At 32.5% G+C, this 24,115-nt stretch carries 21 protein-coding genes; 11 read left to right on the plus strand and 10 right to left on the minus strand.

Going from position 1 to position 24,115, the window contains the following annotated elements:
* Positions 1-20 precede the first annotated feature (20 nt).
* Positions 21-191: a cbb3-type cytochrome oxidase assembly protein CcoS gene (gene ccoS / locus ACOQOS_RS12890; protein ID WP_420570874.1), complete on the minus strand. Its 171-nt coding sequence runs from the start codon at positions 189-191 to the stop codon at positions 21-23.
* A gap of 126 nt (positions 192-317) precedes the next feature.
* Positions 318-2,690 (minus strand): heavy metal translocating P-type ATPase, encoded by a 2,373-nt coding sequence (locus ACOQOS_RS12895; RefSeq protein WP_420570875.1) that lies wholly within the window; start codon positions 2,688-2,690, stop codon positions 318-320.
* Positions 2,691-2,796: 106 nt separating this feature from the next.
* Between ACOQOS_RS12895 and ACOQOS_RS12900 the strand changes: the two genes are divergently transcribed.
* The 5 genes from ACOQOS_RS12900 (at position 2,797) to ACOQOS_RS12920 (ending at position 8,189) form a co-directional block, all read left to right on the plus strand.
* Complete coding sequence (locus ACOQOS_RS12900) at positions 2,797-3,474, plus strand: Crp/Fnr family transcriptional regulator (protein ID WP_420570876.1); 678 nt, start codon at positions 2,797-2,799, stop codon at positions 3,472-3,474.
* A 135-nt stretch (positions 3,475-3,609) separates the two neighbouring features.
* Positions 3,610-4,293 carry a hypothetical protein gene (locus ACOQOS_RS12905; RefSeq protein WP_420570877.1) on the plus strand — a complete coding sequence of 228 codons (684 nt, stop codon included), beginning with the start codon at positions 3,610-3,612 and terminating at the stop codon, positions 4,291-4,293.
* Between the two features lie 212 nt (positions 4,294-4,505).
* On the plus strand, positions 4,506-5,666 hold the full coding sequence (locus tag ACOQOS_RS12910) for a hypothetical protein (RefSeq protein WP_420570878.1): 1,161 nt from the start codon (positions 4,506-4,508) through the stop codon (positions 5,664-5,666).
* Positions 5,667-5,677: 11 nt separating this feature from the next.
* Positions 5,678-6,295 carry a hypothetical protein gene (locus tag ACOQOS_RS12915; protein ID WP_420570879.1) on the plus strand — a complete coding sequence of 206 codons (618 nt, stop codon included), beginning with the start codon at positions 5,678-5,680 and terminating at the stop codon, positions 6,293-6,295.
* Between the two features lie 4 nt (positions 6,296-6,299).
* Positions 6,300-8,189 (plus strand): sensor histidine kinase, encoded by a 1,890-nt coding sequence (locus ACOQOS_RS12920; RefSeq protein ID WP_420570880.1) that lies wholly within the window; start codon positions 6,300-6,302, stop codon positions 8,187-8,189.
* A 59-nt stretch (positions 8,190-8,248) separates the two neighbouring features.
* On the opposite strand, the gene ACOQOS_RS12925 is transcribed toward ACOQOS_RS12920, so the two are convergent.
* A complete protein-coding gene (locus ACOQOS_RS12925) occupies positions 8,249-8,581 on the minus strand; it encodes a single-stranded DNA-binding protein (RefSeq protein WP_420570881.1) in 333 nt (110 codons plus the stop codon).
* Between the two features lie 173 nt (positions 8,582-8,754).
* Between ACOQOS_RS12925 and ACOQOS_RS12930 the strand changes: the two genes are divergently transcribed.
* The 4 genes from ACOQOS_RS12930 to ACOQOS_RS12945 are packed head-to-tail and all read left to right on the plus strand — an operon-like array spanning position 8,755 to position 10,639.
* Positions 8,755-9,288, plus strand: coding sequence for a GNAT family N-acetyltransferase (locus ACOQOS_RS12930; RefSeq protein WP_420570882.1), 534 nt, complete (start codon positions 8,755-8,757; stop codon positions 9,286-9,288).
* A 2-nt stretch (positions 9,289-9,290) separates the two neighbouring features.
* Positions 9,291-9,641: a hypothetical protein gene (locus tag ACOQOS_RS12935; protein WP_420570883.1), complete on the plus strand. Its 351-nt coding sequence runs from the start codon at positions 9,291-9,293 to the stop codon at positions 9,639-9,641.
* Between the two features lies 1 nt (position 9,642).
* Positions 9,643-9,939, plus strand: a complete 297-nt coding sequence (locus ACOQOS_RS12940) for a hypothetical protein (RefSeq protein ID WP_420570884.1) — start codon at positions 9,643-9,645, stop codon at positions 9,937-9,939.
* A 16-nt stretch (positions 9,940-9,955) separates the two neighbouring features.
* Complete coding sequence (locus ACOQOS_RS12945; RefSeq protein ID WP_420570885.1) at positions 9,956-10,639, plus strand: hypothetical protein; 684 nt, start codon at positions 9,956-9,958, stop codon at positions 10,637-10,639.
* A gap of 1 nt (position 10,640) precedes the next feature.
* Here ACOQOS_RS12945 and ACOQOS_RS12950 read toward each other — a convergent pair whose 3' ends face one another.
* Complete coding sequence (locus ACOQOS_RS12950) at positions 10,641-11,111, minus strand: CBS domain-containing protein (RefSeq protein WP_420570886.1); 471 nt, start codon at positions 11,109-11,111, stop codon at positions 10,641-10,643.
* A gap of 121 nt (positions 11,112-11,232) precedes the next feature.
* On the opposite strand from ACOQOS_RS12950, the gene ACOQOS_RS12955 reads away from it, so the two are divergent.
* On the plus strand, positions 11,233-13,512 hold the full coding sequence (locus ACOQOS_RS12955; protein ID WP_420570887.1) for a M28 family peptidase: 2,280 nt from the start codon (positions 11,233-11,235) through the stop codon (positions 13,510-13,512).
* A gap of 363 nt (positions 13,513-13,875) precedes the next feature.
* On the opposite strand, the gene ACOQOS_RS12960 is transcribed toward ACOQOS_RS12955, so the two are convergent.
* From ACOQOS_RS12960 to ACOQOS_RS12975, 4 genes are all read right to left on the minus strand, one after another.
* On the minus strand, positions 13,876-14,613 hold the full coding sequence (locus ACOQOS_RS12960; protein ID WP_420570888.1) for a hypothetical protein: 738 nt from the start codon (positions 14,611-14,613) through the stop codon (positions 13,876-13,878).
* 121 nt (positions 14,614-14,734) lie between these two features.
* Positions 14,735-16,798: a M13 family metallopeptidase gene (locus tag ACOQOS_RS12965; protein ID WP_420570889.1), complete on the minus strand. Its 2,064-nt coding sequence runs from the start codon at positions 16,796-16,798 to the stop codon at positions 14,735-14,737.
* Positions 16,799-16,893: 95 nt separating this feature from the next.
* The gene (locus tag ACOQOS_RS12970; protein WP_420570890.1) at positions 16,894-17,412 is read right to left on the minus strand and encodes a nuclear transport factor 2 family protein; all 519 of its coding nucleotides are present in this window, start codon (positions 17,410-17,412) and stop codon (positions 16,894-16,896) included.
* Between the two features lie 3 nt (positions 17,413-17,415).
* Entirely contained in the window at positions 17,416-18,081 is a 666-nt protein-coding gene (locus ACOQOS_RS12975) for a hypothetical protein (RefSeq protein WP_420570891.1), read from the minus strand.
* A 299-nt stretch (positions 18,082-18,380) separates the two neighbouring features.
* Between ACOQOS_RS12975 and ACOQOS_RS12980 the strand changes: the two genes are divergently transcribed.
* Complete coding sequence (locus tag ACOQOS_RS12980) at positions 18,381-19,331, plus strand: NAD-dependent epimerase/dehydratase family protein (RefSeq protein WP_420570892.1); 951 nt, start codon at positions 18,381-18,383, stop codon at positions 19,329-19,331.
* A gap of 20 nt (positions 19,332-19,351) precedes the next feature.
* On the opposite strand, the gene ACOQOS_RS12985 is transcribed toward ACOQOS_RS12980, so the two are convergent.
* Together ACOQOS_RS12985 and ACOQOS_RS12990 are read right to left on the minus strand one after the other, a co-directional pair.
* Positions 19,352-22,105, minus strand: coding sequence for a CHAT domain-containing protein (locus ACOQOS_RS12985; protein WP_420570893.1), 2,754 nt, complete (start codon positions 22,103-22,105; stop codon positions 19,352-19,354).
* A 373-nt stretch (positions 22,106-22,478) separates the two neighbouring features.
* The gene (locus ACOQOS_RS12990) at positions 22,479-23,801 is read right to left on the minus strand and encodes a S8 family serine peptidase (protein ID WP_420570894.1); all 1,323 of its coding nucleotides are present in this window, start codon (positions 23,799-23,801) and stop codon (positions 22,479-22,481) included.
* Between the last annotated feature and the right edge of the window lie 314 nt (positions 23,802-24,115).

Consider the following 24,115-nt stretch of genomic DNA (forward strand, 5'->3'; position numbering starts at 1 on the left):
GATACATATTTATTTTGTAGTTAGTTCTGTTTTTTTACTTCGTCTTTTACCAATTCATCTTCAAATAGCATCCGCACTGATGGCGTATAACTATCATCAAATTGTCCATTTTTTACCGCCATGATAAAGGCGACAAAAAAGAGTATTGCGACTACAATACTAATGGCTAGTAAAACATATATAACACTCATACCTATTGAAGTTATAGTTCAAAATTACTGTGGTGTGGTTTCCTAAAAAATGACTTTTATCATGTTTCAGGTTTATTTTTTTATTTCGATTTAGTTTAGAATAATTCTTTATAAAAAGTCATTCCTTCATTTAAGCTTTCTTCCCAAGATTGAAGTGCAAATTGTTGTAAATACTACAATACTAATTGAGCTCAACGGCATTAATATCGCAGCAATTACAGGCGCTAATTGTCCTGTTACAGCAAAGTATAAACCTATACTGTTGTATACGAATGATAGCACAAAACTCCATTTGATGATGTTGATCGCCGTTTTGGAAGCACTGATGTATTGATCTAATTGATTAAATTTAGACGCATCTAAAATGGCATCACAGGCAGGAGAGAACACATTTACATTTTCTGATAAGGCAATTCCAACATTACTTTGTGCTAGCGCGCCTGCATCATTTAATCCATCACCTACCATTAATACTTTTGCGCCTTCTTCTTGATGATATTGTATGTATTCTAGTTTGTCATTTGGCTTTTGATTGAAGATTAATTTTGTTTTGCTTGGCAGTAGTTTTTTTAGATTTTCTCGTTCACCTTCATTGTCTCCTGAAAGTATTGCCAAATCGTAGTGCTTTTTTAAATTATTAAAGAGTTTAGATAATCCTTTTCGGTATTTATTGTAGAAGGTATACTTCCCTTTATACTGATTGTTGGTACTGATATGAACTGTTGTGTTCAGTATCGCTGTATCTTCGGTATGACCTACAAATTTTGCAGCGCCAACTTTTATGTGATCATTGTGATAACTTGCGGTCATTCCTTTGCCTATGTGTTCTTCGAAATGATCGAGTGTGACAATATTTTGTTCGTCTAAAATGTCATATAAGGTTCTACTTAAGGGATGATTTGAACCTCGTAAAGTACTTTTTAGCAACGTCGCTTCAGCCATAGTGAGTTCCTCACCATCATAATCTGCCGTACTTTTTTGATTGGACGTAATGGTTCCTGTTTTGTCAAAAATGATGGTATTTATAGAGGAAAGCTGTTCTAAGACACTTGCATTTTTTACATAAAATTTCAGTTTTCCAAAAATGCGCAATAGATTTCCAAATGTAAATGGTGCCGCCAACGCAATGGCGCACGGACATGCAATGATTAATACCGCTGTAAATACGTTCATTGCTTTGGAAGCATCTATAATCAACCAAAAAGTAGTTGCAATGACCGCGATTGATAATACCGTAAGCGTAAAATGTTTACTGATAGCATTGGTAAGTGTTGTAAAACCTTCTTCTTTGTTTTTCTCAAAAACATCATTACTCCACAATTGCGTAAGGTAACTTTGCTCTACAGATTTGATGGCCTCTATTTCAATGATGCCTGAAGTTTGCTTTCCGCCTGCAAATACTTTGTCTCCAGATTGTTTTTGAACCGTTTCAGATTCGCCCGTAACAAAACTATAATCAATTGCAGCATTTCCATTGATTAAAATACCATCAACAGGAATGAGTTCTTCGTTTCTTATGAGTAAACGATCTCCTTTTTCAATATCATAGACTTGAATTGGTGTTTCTTTTCCTTTGTGAATTTTAGTAATTGCAATAGGAAAGTATGATTTATAATCACGTTCAAATGATAGAAAACTGTATGTTTTTTGCTGGAAAAATTTCCCAAGTAATAGAAAAAAGACCAATCCCGTAAGGCTATCAAAAAAACCTGAACCTAAATCGAAGATAATTTCAACTGAACTTCTAACGAATAAAACCAAAATTCCTAACGCAATAGGCACATCTATATTGAGGAGTTTTGCTCGTAAACCTTTGTATGCTGAGATGAAATAATCTTGTGCTGCATAGAATACCACAGGAAGTGAAAATGCAAACATGAGCCAACGGAAGAGAATTTTGTATTGTTCTATCCAAAATCCACTGACTTGAAAGTATTCTGGAAATGATAGAAACATAACATTTCCAAAGGCAAATCCTGCAATTCCAAGTTTGTAAATGAGCGTACGATTGATTTTGTTTTTTCCCGCACTGTAATCTTCTAAACTGATATATGGTTCGTAACCAATTTTACTCAATAATAAAACGACTTCTTTGAGAGAAAATGTAGTTGCTTTGTAAGTAACTCGGACTGTTTTTTTACCAAAATTTACTTGGGAAGCAGTGATTTCTCGATTGAGTTTATGCAAGTTTTCTAGAATCCAAATACACGAGCTACAGTGAATGTGTGGAATATATAAAGTCACTATTTGCGTAGCTTCGTCATTAAATTCTAATAGCTTATCAATGATATTTTGTTGTGCTAAGAAATCGTATTTTCCTTCTATTTCTTTAGGAATGGCTCCTGGCGCTGTTTCTAAATCGTAATAACACGATAAATCATTTTCAGCAAACAATTCGTACACTGTTTTACAGCCGTAACAACAAAAAGATTTTTCTTCGAGTTGAATGATTTCTTCTTCGCATGTGTCGCCACAATGAAAACATGTTGTCTCACTCATAATATTGCTCATTTATACCTGTAACAAAGGTTACAAATGATTCCATTTTAAAATATGATATTTGTCATAGTTTAAGTAACTTTATACATACCTAATATTTTCAGCCATGAGCAATTGTGAACAGTGTATTGTACGACAGTTTAATTCCTTAAAATCATTGACAAAAGAGGAATTGGTACGTATTTCTGGTTGTAAAACTTCAAAAACTATTAAGAAAGGACAGTTAATTTTTGATGAAGGTGAAAATGTGAATGGAGTGTATTGTATTAAAGAAGGCGTTTGTAAGCTCACAAAATTGAGCGCCAATGGTAAAGATCAGATTGTAAAATTGGTTGTAAAAGGTGATTTATTAGGACAACGTTCTTTAGTCAGTGAAGAAGTAACTAATTTAAGTGCTACGGCGTTGAGTGAAATGCAAGTTTGTTTTATCCCGAAGCAAGAAATTATGACGGATTTACATGAAAATTCAAACTTTACTTTAGATGTTTTGCAGCACATGGCAAAGGATTTAAGAGAAGCTGATAACGTGATTGTAAATATGGCGCAAAAGTCTGTACGACAGCGTTTGGCTGAAGCATTGATTTATATTCACACTGTTTTTGGCACTACTAAAGAAGGTATGCTCTCCGTGATTCTTTCCCGCGAAGATTACGCAAATATTGTGGGAACAGCTACAGAATCGGCAATTCGAATTTTATCACAATTCAAAAAAGATGGTTTAATTACTACCAAAGGCAAACAAATTAAGATTGAAGATTTGACTGCGTTGAAGCGTGTTGAATAATCATTAAAAAACACCACATACCACACTGTAAAACAAACTCTTAGTTTACTCAACACAAACAATATTGTATTGATTTATCGCTATTTTCTGAATCTTTTTCCTAACTTTAGTCTGCCAAAATAACGACTAATCACCATGGAAACTGACACTAAAAAACTCGTAAAGCAAACCGTAATTATAGTAATTATCATTATTGCATTGACTTCAATTGGCATCTATTTTTTAAAATCACATGCTGAAAATGAAGGGAAAGATTTGATGAAACCTATGACAGAAGCAAGTCAGATTCAAACCAATGAAGCTATTACTGATTGTGCTGCATTAACAGAAACTCAAACTAAAGACATCATCACTTTAAATACGATCATACAAAAGCACAAACAGCAACATAAAGTTACTTTTTTGAAGTTGTATACGTACCATTTTGTTTCGAGAAAATTATTTTTAGTGTTTTCCATTTTATCTGCATTGATTGTATTTTTAATTACACAAAACGGTTGGAAAGAAACTTCATTTACGGTAAAAACATTATTTCTCATATTTACGGCCTTTGCCTCTCTTTTTGGCTTGTCTTTGAGTTCTTTTGATCAAAAAGTAAGCATTCATAAAAACGGAAAAGCGTATATTAACTTTGATAGTTTACAAAAAGAACTTATTAATTATTGTGTGACTAATGCTGATATGAAAGGAGACTCCATCACTTTTGTAAAGCTGTATGCTGGAGTTTCTAAAAAAGTTACGGAGCTTCATGACTTTTATTTAGAGTTTGATGAACAAACTGTTGATAAAAGTTCTTTTAATTATGAGAAAGAAGACTAAGATAGAAAAAGGAAGGTTTCTTTGTGATCAGCCTTAATAAACACCTACTACCATTTACGAAATAGATATTTCTCTTTTTGATACTGTTTCCGACCTTCATATATCAACTAGTGAGTTGATTCATATTTACTAAAAATTCAAAACACCTATAAATGGGTATATTTTGCTATGGTCTAAACTGATAGTTTTGAAATGAACTAAAACATCACATTATGAAAAAAAAATACACAATTCCTATTTTAGGTTTTTTTATTATTTCGCTATTGGCGTGCATTAAGAAACCAGAAGAAAATACAAGAGAATCTACAGAAAAGAGTAAAAAAGTAATATCTAAAACAGATTTTGACGACAATGAAAACGGGTTTTATTATCTCGGTCATTTAGGAACTAATGAGCAACCTAAAAATAGTTTAATCTGTTGGGCAGTATGTATAGCGAATGTCGCTCAAGGAATATTAGACAAACAAGAATTAACACCTTGTGATATTATTACTAGTATAGATGGTCATTGTGAAGTGATTAACGAAATAGTAAATATTAACAAAACAGTTAACTCTCGAAGAAGTAATAAGCAAATAGAAAATGCTGCCAAAAATATTGGACTCACGTTAACTGACTTCAAAAAAGAAAAATTCTCTGATTTTGAATCCATGAAAAAGCTATTCAAAGAAGAAGCTGTGCCAATTATTGTAAAGCTTAAACATGATAAACAGTCACATCTTATTTATATTTCAGGTTATGGCACTTTCAATGGCTGTAATTATTACTACATATTTGATCCATTACCAGGAGAAGAAAAATTTAGGCCTGTAGAAGACTTTAAGTCTGATCTTGAAATAAATTTTGAAAAAGCATGGAAACCACAACTTATCAAAGATAAAAAGGAAGTATTACCTCTCAAAAAAAGTATTGTAAATCAGCGCATAATCTATATTGAAAAAAAATTAGACAGCATATATAATAAACGAGAAAAAGATTCAATTATCGATGACATTAATTTCAAAGACCCTTTGCTATATATTTCTACAAATAAAGTTTCACTTAAGGTTTTTGAACAAGAGACATTTGATGAGAATAAGGTTTTTGCTTATTTCGAAAGTAGTTGTGGTGATATTCCAGAATCTCGAGTTGGGCCATCAGAAATTAATATTGAAAGGACTATTTATATTCAAGATAGAAAAATCATTGCAAAAAGACTACTAGTAGGTAATCACGAGTATACTACCAATAACGGTAAGTTAGAGATAAGTATTAAATCAGATAATAATGATGATTTTCTATATCGTTTGAAGTTAGACAATACAGTTTTACAAGAATTCACAAAATACGATCAAAAAAAATTATCTGAAAAACTAAAATCAATTAAACAATAAAAGTTAAAATTATGGCACACGAAAATTTACGATTTAATTTAGATACATCTAGTGATAAGTATCAGCCAATATTTGGAAATCAAGAACTAGGAACATTTTTTATGATTTACATGCAGATCATATCTTATAAACAAGTAGAATATAGTCCTGGAATAATTACGCATTCTTACGAAGTCAAATTCAAAATTCAAAACTTTAGAGGTGCTATCACTATGGGGTTTAATGGTGTTCCTACTATTAATTCAAATACAGGGCATGATATACAAATAAAATTGCCTGTATCTCCTTTCTCCTCAAAAGCTGAAATTCCTTATATAATTAATTCTACAAAGAAGCTTGAAAAAGGTTTTACTATTGACTCCATTGCGGTAATTAATTCAATACCATCAAACATCGCAAATTCTTATATTGACCCTAGAAAATTTCAAAGAAATGGAGATACTTTAGATGCTGTTATTACATTGGATAATGATGAACGAAACACCTTCTTGGAAAATTTAGAAAGATTAGATTTAAATGATACACCGAAAGTTGAAGCAGCCATCAACAAAGTAATATCTTATATGAGCGAAAACCTTGGCGGCGGCGGAAACGGCATTTGCTGCCCTCGTATAAGTGTTGTAATTTAAGAGAATGAAATATATACGTATTGTAGTTTTCTTTTTAATTACCATACAAACAGTATTTGCACAGCAAAACAATATTGTATCGGAAGTATTTGCGGCATTAGATCAATCAGATTATGATGTCGCAAATATTCTTATGAAAGGTCTTAATGATTCTGAAACTAAAACAACGCTCAACGCACATTATGAACTTATCAAAAATGGTGTTTGGAATAAAGAAGCGTTTCAACCTACAGACACACTTTCTGGAGCTTACAATATTCACTTACTCAATGTGGGAATTGCAACCTATATTAAAAAAGGACAACATCTCGATTCCTACAAAATCTTAAAAAAGAGTCTACTCCTAGCAAAACAACGAAATGATACTGCATTAATTTCTCAGAGTTTTAAGTTCATGCTTGAAATTTTTCTACGATTTCACAGTGTTATTGAAGAAGATAAATATTTAGATATTATTGAAGACGCCAGAAAACATGCGTTTGATAGCAAGCAACGTGAAATTATAGATTATTTTGACTTTCATTTATCTGTTCGTTTCAATCATAAAGATGAACACAAGTATAAAGTTGATTCTTTGTATAACATTTACATTCATAAAAAAACGACCAATCCTTTTTATAAAGTACGAAGATCAGAAGCTTTAAATTCATACCACCGTAAAATCTCAAATAATGTAGATAGTGCAAATTTCTACATGCTTCAAGCAAAAAAAGAAGTGCTCTTCATTCAAAAAGGTGTATACGAGCAGGAAAGACATAAAGCAATCTCTATTAATGAAGCAAATACGCTTACAAGGTCTGAAGAATACGACCGTGCATTAGCCATTTTAGATACAATTAAACTTTCAAATGAAAAAGAAGGATTGCAATTTGTGAGTTTTCCACAATACCTATTAACTAAGTACGTAAATTATGCGAAAAGCTATGCATATTTCGGCAAAAAAGATAGTTTACATGGTCTTGAGTTTGAAAATTTAGCACTCAAACAAGAACAAAAAGAAAAATTAATTGTTACAAAAATTTCCGAACTCGAAGAAAAGAATGAAAATGCACTAAAAGATAAAAGAATCGCAGAAGATGAACTAAAAAGAAACAATCTTCAAAGCATGATTATCGGCTTGATTGGCTTATTACTTTTTGTAATCTTAGTCGCTTTATTGACGCGTACAGCATTAAAACGCAAGCAAGAGCTAGCTAAAAAAGAAAAAGAATTGGAAGTGCAAAAACACGAAGAATTGTTGCGAAAACATGAAATTCAAACCGTAAATGCGATGATTGTCGGACAAGAAAAAGAACGAAAACGTATTGCCAACGATTTGCATGACAATATAAATAGTGACATCATTACTGCCAAAGTACAATTGGAACATCTTGCTGAAAATATTCATAAAGTAGACAATCCACAAAAGATTTTGAACTTATGTGTTAGTATCTTAGACGATGCATATCATAAAACACGTCATATTTCTCATGAACGTAATAGTGGAGTAATGGCACAAAAAGAATTGATTCCTGGAATCAAGAAACTTGCAGAAAAAGCGTCTACAGCATACGGACTCAAAATATTTGTGCACGATCACGGTTTTGAGAATAAACTGAGTAATAGTGTAGAAATCAACATTTTTAGTATCATTCAAGAATTAGTCACCAATATTTTAAAACATGCCAACGCTACAGAAGCAACTATTTCATTGACACAACATGATCAAGAGTTAAATATTATTATTGAAGATAATGGTATTGGTTTTGACACTAAAAAAGAACTTTCTACCAAAGGAATGGGATTGAGTAATTTACAAGAACAACTCGAACAAATTCATGGTATGCTCACCATTGATTCTGTCATTGGAAAAGGAACTACAATTGTGATTGACATCAAAAATAATGAAACATAAAAAGAGGCTGATTCCCCTATAATCAGCCTCAAAATAGACGCGCATTAGATTTCCCAAATCTATCTCCCCAACATCAAAATCTCGTTTACCAATACTTCCGTAACATACTTTGTTTCGCCTTCTTCTGTTTCGTAAGTTCTATTGGTTAACTTCCCTTCTATCGCGATTTCTTTTCCTTTTAATAAATATTTTTCAACGATTTCCGCTGTTTTATTCCATGCGATTACATTGTGCCAATACGTATTTTCAATTTTATCACCTTGTGCATTTTTGTACGTTTCATTGGTAGCAATAGAAAACTTTGCAATTTTCTTTCCGTCATCTAAGTTGATTATTTCTGGATCGTTTCCTAAGTTTCCGATTAACTGTACTCTGTTTCTTAACGTATTCATATTTTCTATTTTTTAACTGTTTATATTTTATGTTATGATCGAATCGTTGTAGCAATTCAACAGTGCAAATATGAAACGACTACCAAATTTTATTCGGTTACAACGCGCTTACTTTCGTTTACAAATATTTGTAGTCGTTTGTAAACGAATAATTTTTTCTTATCTTGTGTATCATGAACATACATTTAGAAACCGAACGACTTATCATCCGAGACCTTACAGAACAAGATCTAGACGGAATGTTTGCGCTTGATTCCGATCCAGAAGTGCATAAATATTTAGGCAATAAACCTATTAAACATAAAGACGAAGCATTAAAATATATTAAAGATGTAAATACTCAATATGCAGAACGCGGTATCGGACGCTGGGCAATTGAAATGAAAGAAACTGGCGAATTTGTCGGTTGGTGCGGCTTACGATTGTATACTGATTATACCTTCAACAATTACACAAATTTTCATGATATCGGATATAGATTGAGACGTGAATTTTGGGGAAAAGGATACGCCACAGAAGCTTCTATCGCATGCTTAGAATATGCTTGGAATGTAATGAAACTAGAAACCGTATACGGAATTACGGAAATGGGCAATGAAGCTTCACACAGAGTTTTATTAAAAATTGGACTCGATTATATAGAAGATTTCCACTACGAACCAGAAAACATGATGCTGCGTTGGTATCGTATTTCAAAACCAGAATAACAATGGACAAACAATGTTTAGAATGTGGCGATCCATTCAAAGGTCGTGTCGACAAAAAGTTTTGTAGCGATTATTGTAGAAATGCTTATAACAACAAACTCAATAAAGATGGTAAAAATCTCATCAGAAATATCAACAATCGTTTGCGTAAAAACTGGCGTATTCTTGAAGATTTAAATGTTCACAATAAAACAAAAACTACCAAAACCAAGCTTTTAGAAAAAGGATTCGATTTTACTTATTTTACTTCTATTTATGTCACCAAAGCCGAATCAACGTATTATTATGTGTACGATCAAGGATATTTGCCATTGGAAAATGATTATTATTTATTAGTAAAGAAAAACTCCTAAGATGAAGAAAAAAGGAATTCGTATTGTTATGCTGGTTTTGATGTTGGCGCTAATTGCATTTAGATTCTACAGAAAATACGAAAGAGAACAACGTCAGAAAGAAGTGCAACAAGTAAATCAAGAAATTTATTTAAATGTACAACAGCAACAAAAAATGCTAGAATACAAAGCACAACAAGAAGCTGCACAAGCCAAACGAGATTCCGCTTTTGAGGCACAAAAGAAAGAACGTGAAACGCAAATGAAACAAATGCAAGAAGCTGTAAAAAAGCTAGAAGAAGAAGCTAAAAAACAATAATCTAAATCACTTTCACATGACAGAATTTATTATTCCTGCATTATTTTTTATTGGTATTGGCGCTATCATCTTTGTATCAGTTTATTATAATAACAAATACAAAATTCTTCGCGTATTAAAAAAAGTACGCAGAAAGGCAATTCATAGTGTTCGCGAAAATGAGTATGTAAAAATTGTTGGCAAAGCGAAGCATGCTGGCGAACCTCTTATTGCGCCTCTAAGCAAACGCAAATGTGTCTACTATGATATTAAGATAAAAGAAAAAAGAGGTAAACATTGGCGCAATATTATCAATGATGTACAGTTTCAGGATTTCTTTGTACAAGCAGGAACCGAAAATGCTGTGATTCATTTAAACACACGACGCGGTTTTGAAAGAAGAATTCACTTAGTTGCCGATCATGCATTCAGTTCTGGATTCCTAAATGATGTTGATGAAGAAGTTGAACGCTATTTAGGTCAATACGGAAAAAATAGTACCGGTGCATTAGGTTTTAATAAAACAATGCGTTATACCGAAAGAATTATTGAAGTTGATGAGGAAATTGCCGTCATGGGAATTGGCAAATGGTCAACTATAGACACACCAATTGATGGCTATTCTGATACTCGAGTATTAACTTTAACAGGAACCTCAAAACAACGATTGCTAATCACGGACGAGCCCAAAGCTATGAAACGCGTAGAAAGACGATTGTAAATTACTTCCAATTTTGTCCTTTGAGTTGCATTGCAGCTTTTAAAATATCTTTTTGACTAATCTGTCCAACGAGTTTTCCATTTTCTACTATGGGAAAACGTCTTCTTTTTGATTGAATAAAACGATTTGCCGCATCAAAAATATTTAAATTCCCATCAATAGTTTCCACATCTTTTGCCATGTGTGCTTCTATTTTATTATGCTCAAATGGCATGTTATAGTAACGACTATCAGAAATTTGCTTGATGCAATCGCCTTCAGAAATAATTCCAATCAATTCATTTTTATCATTTACAACTGGTCCGCCAGATATTTTATGTTGAATAAGTTTTTGAATCACTTCTTCTACTGTTTGTTCTGGTTTGAACGTGATTAGATTTCGTGTCATATAATCGCTTACCTTAAATGCCTCTGTCTTGCTCGTACTATTCGCTTGCGTCTTTCGTGCGCCTTGAAAACTTTTTATTCCCATAATATTGATATTTAATCTCTCTTAAAGTTACTCATTTTTAATTAGTTAACCTAAAAACAAAATTACTTCCAATTTACTGTAGAGTTTTTATTATTTTTAAGCAACCGAACAATCAATCCATATGAATACTCCAAAAGCTCGTTATACTTCACTATCATTTTTACTAATTGTATTGGCTGCTTATGTCAGTTTTCAATATGCTATGCCGCAAAAAGTATCAGAAGAAAATGTACCCAAAGAAGCTTTTTCTACAGTGCGTGCTTTTACACATGTAAATCAAATGGCAAAAGAACCACATTATGTTGGTTCTAAAGCACATGCAACTGTTCGTAACTATATTATTGAAGAACTCAAGCAATTAGGTTTACAGCCAATTGTACAAGAAGGATTTACCTTAGATGGTTGGGGAAATATTTCAAAGCCAAAAAATGTATTAGCTCGTATTAAAGGGAAAAATTCTTCGAAAGCTTTATTATTATTGTCACATTACGATAGTGATCCACATTCAGCTATTGGAGCTAGTGATGCTGCGAGTGGAGTTGCGACTATTTTGGAAGGAACTAGAGCTTTTTTAGCCAAAGGAGAACAACCAGAAAATGATATCATTTTGTTATTGTCTGATGGAGAAGAATTAGGACTAAATGGTGCCGAATTGTTTGTAAACGAACATCCTTGGGTAAAAGATGTAGGATTGGTGCTTAATTTTGAAGCACGCGGAAGTGGCGGACCAAGTATTATGTTATTAGAAACAAATAATGGGAATGCAAAACTTATCAAAGCGTTTCAAGATGCTGATACTCCTTATCCTGTTGGAAATTCACTTGCATACAGTATTTATAAGATGTTGCCTAACGATACAGATTTAACTGTTTTTAGGGAAGATGGCAACATTCAAGGATTCAACTTTGCGTTTATTGGCGATCATTTTGATTATCATACACAAAACGATTCGCCTGAAAATTTAGATTTTAATACACTAACACACCAAGGAACGTATTTGATGCCATTGCTTGATTATTTCTCTAAGCAAGATTTAACACAAATGACTACTGATGACGATTTAATCTATTTCAATACACCTTTTGGTTTTCATACCTATCCGTATTCATGGATTTTCCCTATGTTGATCGTTATTGTGCTGTTATTTTTGGGAGCTATTATATATGGAATGCAGCAAAAGATGTTGTCAGTAAAAGGAATGCTACTTGGATTTGTTCCATTTTTAGGTTCACTTATTAGTAGTTGTATCGCAGCAATTCTAGGTTGGAAACTCATCAATTGGTTATATCCGCATTATGCTGAAATTCAACATGGATTTACCTATAATGGATATACATATATTTTACTATTTGCATTTTTATCTTTGGGAATTACTTTCTATTGCTATCATAAATTTGCTAAAAAAACAACCGCAGCAAACTTATCTGTAGCACCTATATTCTTTTGGATCATTATTACAGGACTTGCTGCTTTTTATTTAGACGGAGCAAGTTTTATAGTAATTCCTGTATTGTTGAGTTTGATATCTATTTTCATTCTGATTAAACAACAACAAAAACCTTCTGTATTGTTGCTAACTGTTTTAGGAATTCCTGCTGTGCTGATTTTAGCACCATTTATCAAATTATTTCCTGTTGGATTGGGATTAAAAATTATTGCCGTTGTTGCCTTATTGATTGTTTTAATTCTTGGAGCATTAATGCCTGTTTTTGGTTTATACAAACGTAAAAAATGGACTGCTCGTGTATTTTTTGGTTTCACAATTATTACATTCTTTGTAGCACATTTTGCTTCTAGTTTTACGGAAGAACGTCAAAAACCAAATAGCTTGGTATACATCTTAGACGCTGATCAAAACAAAGCACAGTGGAATACATATGATGGAATTTTAGATGATTGGACAAAGAATTATATTAAAGATGAAACAAGTGTTGCTAGCTCAAAAAATGTGATGGATAGCAAGTATAAATCTGGATTTACGTTTACGCAAGAAGCACCTGTGAAATCAGTTTCGATGCCACTAATAGAGACATTGAAAGATACAACATATAATAACTTACGTCATATTAACGTGAAAATTACACCGCAGCGAAATGTGAATCGTATGGAGATTTTTAAAAATGATACTTTTTTTAATTCTTTATGGGTGAATGGACTAAAAGCAGAATTTCCTAATAATGACTGGAAACGTTTAACGAGTTATTATGTATCTGATAATGAACCGCTAGAACTATCGTTCACAGTAAAACCAGATGCAACTCCTGAGTTGATTTTATACGAAGCTTCTTTTGATTTAATGACAAATCCGTTGTTTTCTATTCCTGCGCGGGCAGAGAATATGATGCCGCGACCATTTGTATTGAATGATGCTGTAATTGTGAAGAAAACCATTAAGTTTTAGCGACTTGTACACTGTTCTATAAAGCACAATTTGACTCTCATATTACCAATCGTCAGTTCGATTTCTATGACAAAAACAAGCGATTTTGATAAAAAATGGACATATATTATTCTGAAAAGTACACTACAAAATATTCGTGTATTCGTGGTTAAAGTTTGTATTCCCCAGAAGCTTTTTTGTATATCATTTTTTTGTCACGAATTCACGAATAGTGTTTAATCAACAATTAACTTTGTAAATATTCACACGAATAGTTTTACGTATCTAATGATCTCTTTATTCAAAACGTCACTTCGAGTGATTTTCGATAGAAAATAGTATCGAGAAGTACTTTGTTCATCATAATTGCTTCAGAAAGAAGAATTAATTATTATACGTATACTTAAAAACCATTTTTTTACCAGATTCTAGTCCATTAATCACTAACGAATCTATCAATTGGTTTTCAACATAGTAATAATGTAAGCTATTCTTTCCGGGCATAAGTTCACCACAGCAAAATAACAGATCATTTCCATAAGTCAATAAAATACGTTTTTCACGATTAATTTTAAAGGATTCTTTATTAGCATTAACTTTAAAGTAACTGCCTTTCTTTTTTAGCTTTCTTAGATCAGTAATCGTTTTTGTTGTCGTTTCTTTTGTCTGTTGGTTGTAGCTAGAAACTACAGATTTTTGCAATGTTTTATCTTTTTTATAATACAATGTTTCTTCATGATAAGTCAATGCGGGCGAATGCTGTTTGTATGCAATTGTTTTGAGCAAGCCACTTTCTGTATAGGTAAATTCACTGTAGTTATTGCTAATATCATATTGTGCCGTGATCAATCCTTGATGATTTATCTCATAAGAATTATCTCCGGCAACAAAAAGGCTTTTAATTTTTTCTTTTCTAAAAGTTTCACTTTTCCCTATTAATAATTGTGTTGATAGATATTCGGAAGCATCAAACGGTTCATAACCTGTTTCATCTACTGTTTTTACTGCTTCAATTTTGGGAAGACTGTCTTGTAACCGAGAATTTTCAACAAATTGCTTTGGTTGTTGTTCACAATTCAAAAAACATAAAATACATGATATGATACTTATTTTTTTAAACATACAGTTACTTTTTCTAAAGATACATCTTTACTTAAAAATATAAGATTTCATATATCCATACATAAAAAAAGCCTGAACGTTTTTACATTCAGGCTTTCTTGATTTTATAATGATTTGGTATTTACCAAATACGAACTCTTTTTTCAGGAGCAATATACATTTTGTCTCCTTCTTTGATACCAAATGCTTCGTAGAAAGCGTCGATATTCTGTAAAGGAACATATGCTCTGTACTCACCTGGTGAGTGTGTATCTGTTTTGATACGTGTACGCAATGCTTCTTCTCTCATTTTTGTTCTCCAAACAGTTGCCCAAGAAAGGAAGAAACGTTGTTCTGCTGTAAATCCGTCAATTTTATCTGGTCTTCCGTTTTCTTTGATATGACGTTGTAATCCATCATATGCACCTAAAACACCACCTAAATCTCCAATGTTTTCTCCTAAGGTAAATTTACCATTAATGAATACATCTGGCAATACTTCAATTGCACTGTATTGAGCTGCTAAAGCATTTCCTCTTTCTGTGAATTGTTTTAAATCGTCTTCTGTCCACCAGTTTGTTAAGTTTCCGTTTGCGTCAAAACGCGCTCCAGAATCATCAAATGCATGTGAAATTTCGTGTCCAATTACAGCTCCAATTCCACCATAGTTTACAGCATCATCCGCTTGGTAGTTATAGAAAGGCGGTTGTAAGATTGCCGCCGGGAAAACGATTTCATTATTTAATGGGTTAAAGTATGCATTTACCGTTTGTGGTGACATTCCCCATTCTGTTTTGTCTACTGGCTCGTTAATTTCGTCAATATTTTTTCTGAATCCCCATTCTCCAACAGCTACCATATTTTGGTAGTATGAATTTCCTTCTTTTACTTGTAATGTAGAGAAATCTTCCCACTTGTCAGGATATCCAATTTTTACAGTGAATTTATCTAGTTTTTCAACAGCTTTTGTTTTTGTTTCTGGACTCATCCAGTCTAAAGCCATAATTCTATCTTTGTAAGCAGCAATTACATTTGCAATCATTTTTTCTGCTTTTTCTTTCGCTTCTGGCGGAAATTTAGCATCAACATACAATTGTCCAATTGCTTCTCCAACAGTTCCGTTTACAGTTGCTAATGCTCTTTCTTTTGCATCACGTTGCTTTTTTGCTCCGTTTAGTTCTTTTGAGTAGAAATCCCAGTTTGCTTTGTTTAACTCAGTAGTTAACATTCCAGCTGCATTGTTTAATGTAGACCAACGCATTACTGTTTTGATGTCTTCAATATTTTCTCCTGTTAAGATGTCTTGTAATGCTGTCATGTATGTTGGTTGTAATACAATAACAGTATCTAATTTTTTCGTTTTTAAGTCAGCCATTAATTTGTTCCAATCAATTGCTGGTGTCATTTCAGATAATTCTTTAACAGAACGTGGATTGTTAAAGTTACGCATATCTCTACTTTGAACTTTATCTAAACGTGGCTTAGCTAATTTAGTTTCTAACGCTAAAATTGTTTCTGCATCTTTTTTAGCTTTTGCTTCATCATCTCCTAAGAATTGTAACATACGTGTAATGTGTGCTACATATTTAGCTCTGATTTCTTGTGCTTTTTCATCTTGATCTAAATAATAATCTCTTTCTGGCAAACCTAATCCTCCTGGCGTTACATACGCAGCGTTGATACTACTATCGCTTAAGTTAGCAAATGCAGAGAATCCCATGAAAGGCGCTGAAATCGTTGCTGGATTTTTAGCCAATACTGTTTGCATGTCTGCTATTGATGTAATTTTTGCAATTTTATCTAATGCTGGTTGTAAAGGTGCAATTCCAGCTTTATCTCTTGCTACAGTGTCTAAGATTGAGTTGTAGATCATTAACGCTTTCGCTTGATCTGAATCTGCAGCATACTTTCCGCTTTTATTAGCCTCATCAAGAATAGCTAATACGTCTTGATCTGTTTTTTTACGTAAAACTCCAAAACCTCCCCAAGATGTTCTGTCTGCAGGAATTTCGGTAGTTTCCATCCATTTACCATTTACATATGTGTAAAAGTCATCTTTTGGACTTACGGAAGTATCCATGTATTCCAAGTTTATTCCAGGAACTTGAGCTACTTCTTTTTCTTTCTCCTTTTTTTCTCCATCACATGAAAAAAGAAGTGCACTTGCTGTGAAACAAAGTGCTAGTTTCAAAGTCGTTGTCTTCATTTTTTGATTGTATTTAATTAGTTTTATGCAATTTAGTATAAAATATGTCCCTATTGTTACCAATGTTCGGGACATTAACATTTTTTTAAGATAATTTACAGTTTAGACTTTACTATGGAATCATTTTCTTTCTTTAAGGCAACGACTTCTTTTACATTATCATTAGGAACAGCGATAGAAAGTACATAGTGAGAAATTTTCCAAGTATCGTCTACTTTTTTCAGCACGCCAGAACCTCTGCATAATTCCATTTGTGTATCTAACAACTCATCAAACCATGCAATGTCTCCATATTCTGAAAGATAGACATTTCGTTCCAACGCTGTGAAACTCCAAGCTTTTCCTTTGTCAAAATAAGGTTTTGAAAATTCTCTAAATTCTTTATTTTGCCAATTCTCGGTAGCATCAGTACCTATAAAAATGCCATCATCGGTCATTTTGGAAAAATAGGTGTCAAAATCAGCATCTGCAGCAGCTTTATGCCAAGCATCTACGACAGTGTTGATAGCTGTTTTACTTTTTTCTAAACGAAAATCTTCTACTTTTTGACGTGCTTTTTCAGTATTGCATGAGGTCAATATGATAAAAACTAAGAATGCGGTTATTTTTTTCAAGACTTAATTGTTTTCTGGATCTACTTCTATATTATCTTCTGGATCTATTTCTTTGATCGGTTTTTTAGGTGCTATTTTTTTAGATAGCTGCTGTTTTTTCGGTTTCTCTAAAACATTTGCTGTAGTACTATCTAGTTCCTTAAAAGCATCTCCTAGAATTTCTTCTGGAGCTATATTCGATTTGGACGTACGTTCTATCTGATAACAAACAGCATTGAATACTTTGTTTATTTCTACGATTCTTTTTGCGATAGAATCATTCGTAAAACTTTCGTCAGAAGCATCATCTTGCAATTTTAATGCTATGGTTTTTAGCACTAAGAAACGGCTTCGAATTTGTGTTGCATCTAAGTTTTCTGGATATTTCTTTTTTTCAACAACGTCAATGTTAGCTGCTAATTGTCCTAAATCTTCCGTAATAGAAAAACGTGTACTAGAGTTGATTAACTTCATGTTTTCTAATACCGCCGTAAATTCTAGCCAATCTTCTACTAACTTTTTCTGAGTTGCTGTGAGATTTTTGAGCTTTCCTTTTTTAGGGATATTCAGCTTGTTTTTAGCTAAAAATTCTTCTTTACTTTCCACTTGTGTATCACGTGTTGCTTGCTGTTCATCTTTACAGGCAAAAACAGTGATGATTACTAGCGCTAATATGATGATTCTTTTCATTAATTTCCTTGACTATCTACTTTGTTAAAAAAGAGAAACAAATATAGCTAGTTTTTTATGTTTGCCTGTATTTTTAACAAAGTTTACCATGCTAAGCCTTTGTATTTTATGAATTTATCAAAAAATAGGCTATTAAATTTAATTTTTCGCATTCGTGAGAAATAGAATTCTCTATATTTGTAATCATTTTTTACTCGATAATCGAGATTTAAATGTTGTGAGGCTTGCCTCGTTATATAAATATGAATTCTTTATAAATGCCCCATGGACTTATCCTAAGGTAGTTGATTATTTTTTTGATGAGTACAAAAGTTTTAATTATTGGTGCCTGTGGCCAAATTGGTACAGAATTAACAACCGCTTTGCGAAATACCTATGGAGTCGCTAATGTTGTTGCTTCAGATATACGAAAAAGCGAAAGTAATGTGTTTAATGAAGGATCTTTCGAACTCCTAGATGCACGCGATAAAGATGCCATTCAGGCATGTGTGGAAAAATACAAGATTACTGATGTATATTTAATGGCAGCTTTGTTATCTGCAACTGCTGAAAAGAATCCTGAGTTTGCTTGGGATTTGAATATGAATTCGCTGCTTCATGTACTCAATCTTGCAAAAGATAAGATTATTAAGAAAGTTTTTTGGCCAAGTTCTATTGCTGTTTTTGGTCAAAATTCCCCTAAAAACAATACACCTCAACATACCATCATGGAACCTTCTACCGTATATGGAATCAGCAAATTAGCTGGTGAACGTTGGTGTGAATATTACCATAAAAACTATGGAGTTGATGTGCGTAGCATTCGTTATCCAGGTATTATTAGTTGGAAAGCAAATCCTGGTGGCGGAACGACCGATTATGCTGTAGAAATTTTTCATGAAGCTATTAAAAAAGGTTCATATACTTGCTTTTTGACTGAAGATACTTCGTTACCAATGATGTTTATGGATGATGCCGTTCATGCTACTATTTCTATTATGAAAGCTGCATCTACAGACATAAAAGTTCGTTCATCATACAATATTGCAGCTACCAGTTTTACACCTGAAGAATTGGCCGCAGCAATTACACAATTATTACCTGATTTTACTATTACTTACGAACCAGATTTTAGACAAAAAATTGCGGATAGCTGGCCAGCAAGTATTGATGACAGTGTAGCTTCAAATGATTGGAATTGGTCTGCTAAGTTTGATATGAAAGCGATTGTTTCTGAAATGATTGTCAATTTACAACGCGAATTAGTTTAAATATATAGATTCATCTAATTTTATGCTGCTTGTTTGGTCTTTCTTTTAGATCGAATATAGACTACAATTCCTGTTAGTAGTATAGCTCCTAAGAGATAGTATATATACAAATATCCATTTTTATAGATGGGTTTTATATCACCCGTAATTGTCAAAGCACTCCAATAGTATGGAGAAGCCTCGCTTGTGTTTTGATTATTTTTAATATAGGTAAGTTTTGCTTTTTGTAAGGCCGCCGATTTTGTGTCTCCGTTGGCAATGTTTTTATAAAACTCTTGAATGATTTCATTGCTCGCTTTTTCATTGATGTCCCATAGTGAAGAAACTACACTTTTAGCTCCAGCATTGAAAAATCCTCTAGCCAAACTCATAACACCTTCGCCTTTTTTGAGTTCTCCATCGGAAGTTTTGCAAGCACTTAATACGACTAATTCTGATTGATTCTTGGTGAAATACAATTCGTCAAGCGTCATTTTTTCGTCATAGAAAGCCATCCAAGGAATTGTATTATCAATACCTCCATGGGTTGATAGATGAATTATTTTGTAATTGCCATAAGCTTCTATAAATTGTTCTTTGGTTGCTTTTTCATATTGAAAATGATTTGCTTCAAAGATATCTGTGAGTTTTTTTAATTCTAATGCGCTTGTTTTTAAGGTGGCATGCTGATTGTTTCTGAATTTCGTTGGTGCAATCGCTATAAAAGTTTTTCCTATTTGCGTTTTGTTTTGTTGTGATTGCGCTGCCGATGACAATGAATAGTTATAGTGAATTTCAGCATTTTTGATGAAATATGTATTGTTTGGCATTACCAATGCTTCAAAGGGAATGTATTGTAAAATTCCATCAGCAATGATGGTAATTCGCTTTTGTGAAAATATGTTTTCATCACCAAATGGAATGAGTTGCTCATAAAGTTTTTTAGCAATTGTTTGATAGGAACTTTTGTCATTTTTGCTCACAAACGGTTTCGAAACTGCATTCTTATAAGTCGCTACCGTTGTTGTCAATGTTTTTGTATTTGGCAATTCTTTCAGTTGAATGTTTTGAGCAGAGATTAACGCTACAAATCCTTTTTCTTTTCCCACGATGTATTGCAATACTATTTCATCAGATTGCAAGTTTTTTTGAACATCTTTAAGCGTCACAATATTGATATTTTTCTTGTAATTGTAGTATTTAGGATGGTTGATTTCTAGAGAATCTATAAAAGCATTGTATTCTTTTTTGTAATTGAACATATTGTTTTTCAATACATCTGTTTGTTGATTTTTCAGATTTGTAATAGTTTGAATTTCCGCTTCCAATGCTTTGATTTCTTTGATGAGATTTTGTTCACGTTCTAATACTTTTTCAGGAAGCTTTGACAAGCGTTTTGCTGTTGCATTGGTCATGTTTTCCAGCAACAACATCGCTTTGTTTTTTTCCATAAAGAAAAACGCTTTTTCAGGTTGTTGTAAGCGATAACAAACCTCCACAGCATTTGGATAGAAAGCTGCACTTTTTTTACGCCAGAATAGTTTTGATAAATCTTCACGACTTCGAACATAAATAACATCGATTAGTTGATCGGCAAGTGTAAAGGTTTCTAGTGCATATTGAAGGTATTCAGGCTTTTTTTCTGCTTCGTAATATGCAATCCAGCCATTTGCTTTGTCAATTAAATATCCTAGAATATCTAGCTTGTTTGGAGAGAGTTCGATGTCTTCAAAACTAGGTAGTTTTTGATAATCGAGTTCTTTAGCTTGTAATACTTGTGTAATTGCATTTTGATAATGAATGAGCGCTTTTTTGTGATTGTTTTTTATTTGATAAATATCAGCTAAGTTGTTGGAATTTGAAGCCATGAGATATTTTTTATCAAAAACATATTCTGATGCTTTTAGAAAATATAGCAATGCCTCTTCTAAGTTATTTTCTTTCTTAGATAATACGCCAAGGTTTGTATACATTTCAAAAGCATTTTCAAAATCTTCTTCTTCAAGTGCTATTTCCAAGGCTTCTGTATAATTAATTCCTGCTTTTTTGTAATCTCCTAAAAAATCATAGAAATATCCCATATTAAATTTGAAAGCCATTTCTTGTTCAGGGAAGAGATCAGCACTTTCTTTTATTTTTTTTATCTCTCCAGCAAGTTCTTTTATTTTTTCATCATAGGTTATATCTTCAACACTAACATAAGCTGCTAATTTGGCTACGTATGCATCCGTTAGCCGTCCATTATCTTTTATTTTTTTAAAGATGTAAATTGATTTATCGTAACTATCCAAAGATTTTTGTAAATCTCCCAATTCACTATAAATATTTCCTCTGTAACAAAACACTTTCCCAAGTATTGTGTTTTCTGACTTATATAAGTCTACATATTCTTGACTGACTTTTAATGCCTTATTGAATTTTTCGTCTGTAAATAGAAAAAACATTTTATTACAAAGAGTTTTTGAAAATATTTCTTCTTTATAGTTTTTTAATTCATCTGCAATTACCAATACCTTATCTGCATACAAAATAGAACGTTCTAAGTTTGATGTCCAATCTGTTATAGATAATTGGTAGTAAATTTGAGCTAAGTCAATTTTATTAACTTTTATATTTTTAAGTTTTAACAAACTATCAACTAGTTTTTCTTTTTGATGAAATGTCAACTCTTTTGCTTCAATTTGTTGGTTGTAATAGGGAGATAGTTGTATGTCTTGAGCTTTAAGTAATTGCAATGATAAGAGAAAAAGTAGAATTAGAGGGAACTTATGAATTCTTGTACGTAAAGTAATCATAAAGGCTTAGGTGTTAGTTTAATATGCAATGGTTATAAATCTATAAAATAATTAGTAACTTTCTTAAGTTATTAATAGATAAAACTTTATTATTATGAAAAATCAAGAAAAAATTTCACAATTTAGACAATTTCAAATTTCTTCTAACTTGACTTCCAAAATTAATGGAGGAGAAAAGAAACATGTCATTAAAAATGGCGGTGGTGTTGAGTAAGTAAAATAACTAATCTTAAAATCTCAATTCAACTTACAGTACTCTGTACATCTTATAGACTTCTTAATATTAAATTTTGTTAAGGAAAAGAGGAGTTTTCACACTCCTCTTTTAAATAGTCTAAATGCAAGATTACCTAAACCTAATTTAAACTATATCTTATTCAGGAATATGTTTGGCATATTGTATTTCTGACAAATCTGGATCGTATACAGAATTTGTTATGACAGAAGTTCTTAATGCTGCTCCAGACATTCCGCTTTGATATAATGTTCCGCTATATCCTGAGGCTAATGCTGCAGAGTAAGATGTTCCGTTGATGTACAAAGTTTGGTGGTTATAGGAAAAAGGAATGTGTTCACCAGGAGCGGCAATATCTACTGAATACAAACCTCTATTTGAGAAACTTGCCAAAGGAGTATTACTTGTGGCTGAACCATAAAGATCTACAAAAGATCCTCCAATATTTGCATTTGTGTTACTTCCTTGAGAATTACGTGCGCCTAAAGCAGCAATCGCTAAAATATTATCAGAATCATACGATGAAGGATAGTGTGGAGTTGTATCATTATTTATACCATCATTTCCAGCAGAGGTAATGACTAAAATATCTTCTGCATCAAGTATAAATTTTTCTAATAATTCGCGTTCATGGTTATACCAACCAAAACTCATGTTTATAATATTTACACCTGGTTTTTTTGCGGCATACTGAAATCCACATAAACCATCAAAATAACGTATATTCCCTGTTCTACTTGCTACTTTTACAGGTAAAATTTGGTAATCAATATTTGCATTTTCAAATTTGGAAGCAATTAGACTTGATACTATGGTTCCATGCCTTCCTGTATGGTTATCATATGGATTGTTGTCCTCATCCACAAAATTCCAACCAAACATATCATCATATCCATTATTTGAACAAGCATCTTGTCCGCTATTGTATAAAAACGGTGAGGAAAATCCAGGATAATCATACATGACACCTGTGTCTAAAATAGCCACAGTAACTCCTTGATTGGCACTTACTCTTTTTAATAAGGCATCTTCAGTACTTCCAAAACCTCCAAAATCGATAAATACGTCATCTTGTATTTTGATGTTTGGATTGTAGTCTGCGCCTTCAACTCCGCCACCACTCCTGATAACATGTTTTTTTTCTTCCAAGCCTCCATCACCAGAAACTTCTCCTTTTGAAAAAATCCACAATTCTAAATTAGGATCTGCACATTCGCATTTTTTATAGGATTCTACGTTATGTTCTGCCCTTTTCAACACTTTTTCTGCTTCTGTAGTACCATCTTCATATAAAATAACAAGTTCATTACCTCGAGTATCTGCAGTATTTGAGGCACCTCCTTTTTGAGTGATTTCCGTTTCTTTAGCAATTTCAGTTTCTTCTAGATGTAGTGTTTCTTTTTGACAACCTACTAAAGTCATCAATAGCAATGCAAAACAGTATACTATTACTTTTTTCATATTTCTTAAAGTTTAAATTAATACTAAGTGTATAATAATGATTGGTTTAGGTATGGTAAAAATTCAAGTGCGTTACAACTAGCTCGAATTCTCTTGCATTATTAAATTTATTCTATCAATTGGTTTTTTTGTTTTTTGCTGTACTAATTCTGTGTTAGTAAAGCATCTTTTTCATAATTGGGATATTGATTTTTTGGTTACTCCTTACTCTATTTTGGTTACAGGCTTTTCAGGTTCTGCCTATTGAATGATATCAATTCATGAGATAGTTAACAAGATGAATTTTTGTTACCCAATTTATTACACAAAAGTTT

This window comes from Kordia sp., from assembly GCF_965224175.1.
Classification (GTDB): Bacteria; Bacteroidota; Bacteroidia; order Flavobacteriales; family Flavobacteriaceae; genus Kordia.